Origin of the sequence: Nocardiopsis lambiniae (genome assembly GCF_031845465.1) — a bacterium.
Classification (GTDB): domain Bacteria; phylum Actinomycetota; class Actinomycetes; order Streptosporangiales; family Streptosporangiaceae; genus Nocardiopsis; species Nocardiopsis lambiniae.
In genome coordinates, this window is sequence record NZ_JAVREP010000020.1 from 84,736 (window position 1) to 91,052 (window position 6,317).

Genomic DNA, 6,317 nt, shown 5'->3' on the forward strand with positions numbered 1-6,317 from the left:
GTCCGATCCCGGGCCGCCCCGCCGCCTCACGCCTCGCGGCCGGACAGGGCGGCGCTCTCCTCGTCCTCCACCGAGCGGTTCCACGCGGCCTTGGAGGACTGCCAGCCGTCCTCGTCGCGGCCCAGCCGCCAGTACCCGGAGATCGACAGCGCCTCCTTGGGCAGGCCGTGCTCCACGCGCAGCAGACGGCGCAGGTCGCGCACGAAGCCCGCCTCGCCGTGCACGAACGCGTGCACCCGCCCCTCGGGGAAGGACAGGGCGCGCACCGCCTCGGTGAGGGCGGCGCCCACCGGTCGCCCGTCCCGGTGCAGCCAGTGCACGCGCACCAGGGGGTGGACGTCGAGCTTCTGCTCCTCCTCGGGGCCGGCCACCTCGACGAACACATGCGCCGGGCGTCCCTCGGGAAGGTGCTCCGCGGAGGCGGCGATCGCCGGCAGGGCGCTCTCGTCCCCCGCCAGAAGGTGCCAGTCGGCCTCGGGGTCGGGGGAGTAACCGCCGCCGGGGCCGAGCATGCGCAGGGTGTCCCCGGGCCGCGCGGCGGCAGCCCACGCCCCGGCCAGACCGGTGTCGCCGTGGTGGACGAAGTCGATGGTCAGGCGCACGGACCCGGCGTCGAAGGCGCGCACGGTGTAGGTGCGGGTGACCGGCCACTCCTCGCGGGGGCGGCTCTCACGGATCGCCTTCACGTCGTAGGGTTCGGGATCGCCCTCGGCCGGCGGGGGGAACAGCAGTTTCACGTAGGAGTCGGTGTGGCCGGCGGTGGCGAAGTCGCCCAGCCCCTCGCCTCCGAACACGACCCGCACCATGTGCGGGGTGAGGCGTTCGACCGCCTCGACCCGTCCCACGTGCACCGTTCTCCTCGGCCGTTCCCGTCGCTCGGTCACCACGTCCCCCTTCGCCCATGCCGTGTTAGGTGGACCTCACCCGGACACGGGTCAGCGTACCTCCGGGAGAGGGGCCGCCCGCCCCGGCGGCCGTGACCGGGGTCGCTCCGGCCCTGCTCATGACCACACGACCCGTCGACGGGGGCGTGCGCCGGGGCGCCCGGCCCGGCGCCGTGTGGACGACGGCCGCTCAGGCGGCGTCGCTGCGGTCGCCCCGTTCGGGGAGGGTGAAGGCCGCGTGCAGGTCCACGTCGTCGGCGGGCGCGCCGGCGCGCAGCGCCGCCAGCCAGGCCGCGGCGCCCGCCGTGCACCCCGCCATCGACAACGGCGCACCCACCGCGCCCAACGCCAACCTGCGGGTGAGCGCCTCGCGCATCGGCACCGAACCCAGCAGTACCCCGCCGGCCAGGACCACCGGCCGTCGCTCGCCGGGCGAACGCACCTGGTGCACCGAGTGCGCCAGGTGCCCGGCGGCGGCGTCGACGATGACCTGGGCCGCCGGGTCCCCGAGCCCGTACGCCTCCGACACCAGCGGGGCCAGCGCGGCCAACGCGATCGGCGGGCCGCCGGTCAGGGTGCGGGCGAAGTCGCGCGCGTGCTCCTCCGGCTGGTGCTCGCGGCCCTCCACCGGGCGCCGACCGGGGATGACCTGTTTGGCGACCGACCTGGCCAACGGGCTGAGCTCGGTGCCGCGCGACAGTTGCCGGGCGGTCTCGCGGGCGGCCTGGTGGCCGATCCAGAACGCCGACCCCTCGTCGCCGATGAGCCACCCCATTCCGTCGGCGGAACGGCTGCGACGGCGGTCCTCGATCCGGCCGGCGATCGCCCCGGTGCCCGCGATGATCACCGTTCCGTCGGGTTCGGGGGTTCCGGAGGCGAACGCCACCTCGTCGTCGCCGACGAACCCCAGCAGGTCCACCGGCGCGCCGCCCAGGAGCAGCTCCTCCACCATCCGCTCGCGCACCTCCCCGTCGCGCAGCGCCGACACCCCGGCCAGACCGATCACCCCGGCCGCCACGTCCTCGCGGGCGTGGGGTCCGGCCCGGTCCAGCGCGGCCCCGACCGCGGAGGCCAACTCCCGCCCCGCCGCGCCGGCCCCGTGGGTGTTGGGGTTGGCGCCCCCCGCCCAGGCCTGCCCCAGGCGCGTCCCGGTCAGGGTGGTGACCAGGGCACGGGTGACGGTGCCGCCCGCGTCCACCCCCACCACCAGGCGGGGCCGGTCGGATCGTTGCTTCACAGAGGAGGTCACAGGAGTCACAGGGAAGACCTGCCCCTCTCACGGCCCGAATATTCTTCGCGCGGCCGACCGACCCCGCCCGGTGGTGGTCCCGGGACGTTCACTCGGGGAGCCGTCACCGGGCGGCGGGTCCACGCGGGCGGAGCCGTCCCGTGAGGAGCGGCCGGGTCCCCTCCGAGGTCACCGCGGCCGACCGGCCCCGGCGGATCCCGGCGGTCCCGCCGGTCGGGAGCGACCCTTCGGACGGACGGAGTCCGGGACACGCGAAAAAGCAGTGGCGCGTTCGTCGGCGGCCTGAGAAGGTCGGCCCATGGCAGTGGAGAGGCACCCTTCGACGTCCCGTACCGGCGACCCCGGATGGGAGGTCAGAACGGCGACGGAGGCGGAGATCCCCGACGCCTCCCGGGTCTTCACCACCGCCATCAACATCCCCCTGGAGGAGCTGCTCGGCGTCGAACGCGACCACCCCGTCAACGACCCGGACCGGATCCTGGTCGCCCTGGACGGGGACCGCGTCGTCGGCACCGCCAACTCCCACCGCTTCGCCCTCTCCGTTCCCGGCGGGCCGCGTCCGGCGGCCGGGGTGACCGGTGTGGGCGTGTGGCCCACCCACCGGCGACGCGGCGTCCTCACCGCGCTCATGCGCCACCAGCTCGCCGACGTCCGCGCCCGCGGAGAGAACCTCGCGATCCTGTGGGCCTCCGAAGGGGGCATCTACGGCCGCCACGGCTACGGTCGCGCGGCCCACCAGCACACCGTCGCCGTGCGCCGCGCCCACGCCGCCCTGCGCCCCGACGCCCCCCGCGACCCGGGCCTCACCGTCGAACTGGCCGCGCCCGCCGACGTCCTGCCCGAACTCGACCGCCTCCACCGCGCCGCCCTGACCCGTCGACCCGGCGGGTTCCCCCGTGAGGGGCACTGGTGGGGCGTGCGCCTGTGGATGCTCTCCCGGCCCCGACCCGACACATCCGACCTGCGCGTCGCCCTCGTGCGCGGGCCCGACGGCGCCCTCCTCGGCTCCGCCCTGCACCGGGTCACCACCCAGGACGGGGAGGACGGTCTCCCGGCGGGGAAGGTCACCGTCCATGAGCCGATCGCGCTCACCCCGGCCGCCCGCACCGCCCTGTACGAGTACCTGTTCGCCACCGACCTCACCGTGGAGACCGTGGTCGTCGGCCTGCCCGACGACGATCCCCTCCCCGCGCTGCTGGCCGACCCGGCCCAGGCGGTCCGCCGCACCACCGGCGCCCTGTGGCTGCGCCTGGTCGACGTGCCCGCCGCCCTGGCCGAACGCTCCTACGCCCACCCCGTGGACACCGTCATCGAGGTCGCCGACCGGCACGCCCCCTGGAACGCCGGCCGCTGGCACCTCAAGACCGACGGCGCCGACACCCGGGTGGAGGCCACCGACACCGCCCCCGACCTCACCGTCGACGTCGCCCACCTCGGCGCCGCCCACCTGGGGCGCGGCCCCCTCACCACCCGAGTGGACGCGGGCACCGCCGTGGAGCACACCCCCGGCGCCGCGGCACGCCTCGACACCGCCCTGTACACACCCCGGGCGCCCTTGTGCGACACCGGTTTCTGACCTCGGGAACGACCGCCATGACCGTCCGCGAACCGTGCCCTTGGACCGTGCGCGGCACCACCGCCGAGGAGTACCCCGAGGTCGCCAGGGTCCTGGGGGAGGCCCTGCTCCTCCCCGCCGAGACCCTCGTGGAGCACGAGCGCCGGGACCCCCTCGTCGAACACGACCGCACGCTCGTCGCCCTGGACGGGGACCGGATCGTCGGCACCGCGGCCTCCTACGCCCTCACCCTCACCGTCCCCGGCGGGCCGCGTCCGGCGGCCGGGGTGACCGGTGTGGGCGTGTGGCCCACCCGCCGGCGACGCGGCGTCCTCACCGCCCTGATGCACCGCCAGCTCGCCGACGTGCGCGCCCGCGGCGAGAACCTCGCGGTGTTGTGGGCCTCCGAGGGCGGCATCTACGGCCGCTTCGGGTACGGCCTCTCCTCCCGTGAGGCCCGGATCACCGTGTCGCGCGCCCACGCCGCCCTGCGCCCCGACGCCCCCCGCGACCCCGCCCTGACCGTCGACCTGTGCGTCCCCGGGGAGACCCGCGCCGCCCTCGCCGAGGTGCACCGGCGCACCGTCACCGACCGCAACGGCCGGTTCGTCCGCGCCGACAAGTGGTGGCCGCACCTGCTGCGCGACGACGAGCGTTCCCGGGGCGACGCCGGGCACCTGCTCGCCGCCCTGGTCACCGGGCCGGACGGCCCCGAGGGGTACGCCCTGTACCGGGTGCGCCACCGGTGGGACCTGGACACGCCCCGGGCACGGGTCCTGGTCACCGAGGTCGTCACCACCACCCCCGCCGCCCGGGTCGCGCTGTACGAGCACCTCTTCTCCCGCGACCTCACGGTGGAGACGGTCTTCCACGACCTGCCCCTGGACGACCCGCTCCCGGACCTGCTCGCCGATCGAAGGCAGGCCGCCGTCACCCCCTTCGACGGCCTGTGGACCCGGCTCGTCGACCTGCCCGGCGCCCTGGGCGAACGCGCCTACGCCGCCCCCGTCGACGTCGCCCTCACGGTGATCGACCGGTGCGCGCCCTGGAACGCCGGGACCTGGCGGCTCACCGTCGACGACGAGGGCGCCCGCTGCGTCCCCGATGCGGGACCCGCCGACCTCACCGTCGACGTGTCCCACCTGGGCGCCGCCTACTTCGGCCGCCGCCCCCTCGCCGGCTTCGTCGGCGCCGGCCTGGTCGCCGAGCACACCCCCGGCGCGGCCCGGCGCCTGGACACCGCCCTGTACGAGCCGCTCGAACCGCACTGCGGCGTCGACTTCTGAACCACCCGACCGTTTCCGACAGCACCGAACGACGAGGCGAACATGACCACATCCGATCGCAGGACCACCGAGTGGACCGTGCGCGGCACCGACCGGGAGGAGTACGGCGAGGCGGCCCGCGTCATCGGCGAGGCACTCCTGGCCGGCGATGACCCGGACACCGTGCTGGAGCGGATGCGTCCGATCCACGACTTCGAGGGCTACGAGCGCGTCCGCGTGGCCGTGGACGACACCGGCGGCGCCGAACGGATCATCGGCGCCACCAACCACTTCCCCTTCGAGATGCACCTGCCCGGCGGCCTGCGCCCCGTGGCCGGGGTGACCGGGGTGGGCGTGTGGCCCACGTACCGCCGCCGGGGCGTGCTCAGCTCCCTCATGCGCCGCCAGCTCGCCGACATCCACGGGGCCGGCGGTCGGTACGCCGCCCTGTGGGCCTCCGAGGGGGCCATCTACGGCCGGTTCGGGTACGGGCCCGCGGTCGCCGAGACCGCGGCGTGGGTGGAGCGCACCCACGCCGCGCTGCGCCCCGACGCCCCCCGCGACCCCGACCTGACCGTCCACCTGGCGCACTCCTCGGAGGTCCGCGCCGACCTGGAGGCGGTGCACGGGGAGGTCGTCCGGACCCGGCTCGGCCAGGTCCCGCGCACCGCGCCGTGGTGGGACCGGGCCCTGCGCGACAAGCCCGAGGAGCGGGGCGGCAAGGGTCGGCTGCTGGCCGTCGTGGTGCGCGGCCCGCGGGGGCCCGTGGGCTACGCGCTGTACCGGACCGCCGGCAAGTGGGAATCGGGCGGCCCGCAGGGCACGCTCCACGTCCAAGAGGTGCGTGCCACCGTCCCGGCCGCCTGGACCCTGCTCTACGAGCACCTGCTCGACCGGGACCTGATCGCCAGGATCGAGTTCGAGTTCATGGCGGTGGACGACCCGCTCGTCCACCTGCTGGCCAACCCGGACCGGCTGGTCCGGGAGATCTTCACCAGCCTCTGGGTGCGGCTGGTGGACGTCCCCGGCGCCCTGGCCGAACGCACCTACACGGCCCCGGTGGAGGCGGTGCTGGCGGTCACCGACCGGTACGCGCCGTGGAACGCGGGGACCTGGTCGCTCAAGGCGGGCCTGGAGGGGGCCCGGGTGGAGGCGACCGACGCCGCTCCCGACGTGTCCCTGGACGTGTCCCACCTGGGCGCCGCCTACCTGGGGCGGACCACGCTCACCGGGTACGGGGCCGCCGGGCTGGCCACCGAGCACACCCCGGGCGCCCTCGCCCGGCTGGACGCCGCCCTGTACCGTCCGGACGCGGCCTTCAACGGCGTCATCTTCTAGCGGGGCACGAGCCCCGGCGGGGCGGG

5 protein-coding genes are annotated in these 6,317 nt (G+C 75.9%); 3 read left to right on the forward strand and 2 right to left on the reverse strand.

The features are described from left to right. Positions 1-26: 26 nt before the first annotated feature. Both RM479_RS22810 and RM479_RS22815 read right to left on the reverse strand, forming a co-directional pair. A complete protein-coding gene (locus RM479_RS22810) occupies positions 27-884 on the reverse strand; it encodes a siderophore-interacting protein (protein ID WP_311513797.1) in 858 nt (285 codons plus the stop codon). A 190-nt stretch (positions 885-1,074) separates the two neighbouring features. Beyond that, a complete protein-coding gene (locus tag RM479_RS22815) occupies positions 1,075-2,082 on the reverse strand; it encodes an N-acetylglucosamine kinase (protein ID WP_311513802.1) in 1,008 nt (335 codons plus the stop codon). A 349-nt stretch (positions 2,083-2,431) separates the two neighbouring features. Here RM479_RS22815 and RM479_RS22820 point away from each other — a divergent pair, with 349 nt between their 5' ends. From RM479_RS22820 to RM479_RS22830, 3 genes are read left to right on the forward strand one after another with little or no spacing between them, the layout of a single operon-like run. Then, positions 2,432-3,709, forward strand: coding sequence for a GNAT family N-acetyltransferase (locus RM479_RS22820; protein WP_311513798.1), 1,278 nt, complete (start codon positions 2,432-2,434; stop codon positions 3,707-3,709). Positions 3,710-3,726: 17 nt separating this feature from the next. Continuing rightward, the gene (locus RM479_RS22825) at positions 3,727-4,974 is read left to right on the forward strand and encodes a GNAT family N-acetyltransferase (RefSeq protein ID WP_311513799.1); all 1,248 of its coding nucleotides are present in this window, start codon (positions 3,727-3,729) and stop codon (positions 4,972-4,974) included. Between the two features lie 42 nt (positions 4,975-5,016). After that, complete coding sequence (locus RM479_RS22830) at positions 5,017-6,291, forward strand: GNAT family N-acetyltransferase (protein WP_311513800.1); 1,275 nt, start codon at positions 5,017-5,019, stop codon at positions 6,289-6,291. Positions 6,292-6,317: the final 26 nt, after the last annotated feature.

What these genes read in the sequence shown, in the direction of transcription:
- RM479_RS22820 (WP_311513798.1), top strand. Translation starts at nt 2,432, where the DNA reads ATGGCAGTGGAGAGGCACCCTTCGACGTCCCGTACCGGCGACCCCGGA.
- RM479_RS22825 (WP_311513799.1), top strand. Translation starts at nt 3,727, where the DNA reads ATGACCGTCCGCGAACCGTGCCCTTGGACCGTGCGCGGCACCACCGCC.
- RM479_RS22830 (WP_311513800.1), top strand. Translation starts at nt 5,017, where the DNA reads ATGACCACATCCGATCGCAGGACCACCGAGTGGACCGTGCGCGGCACC.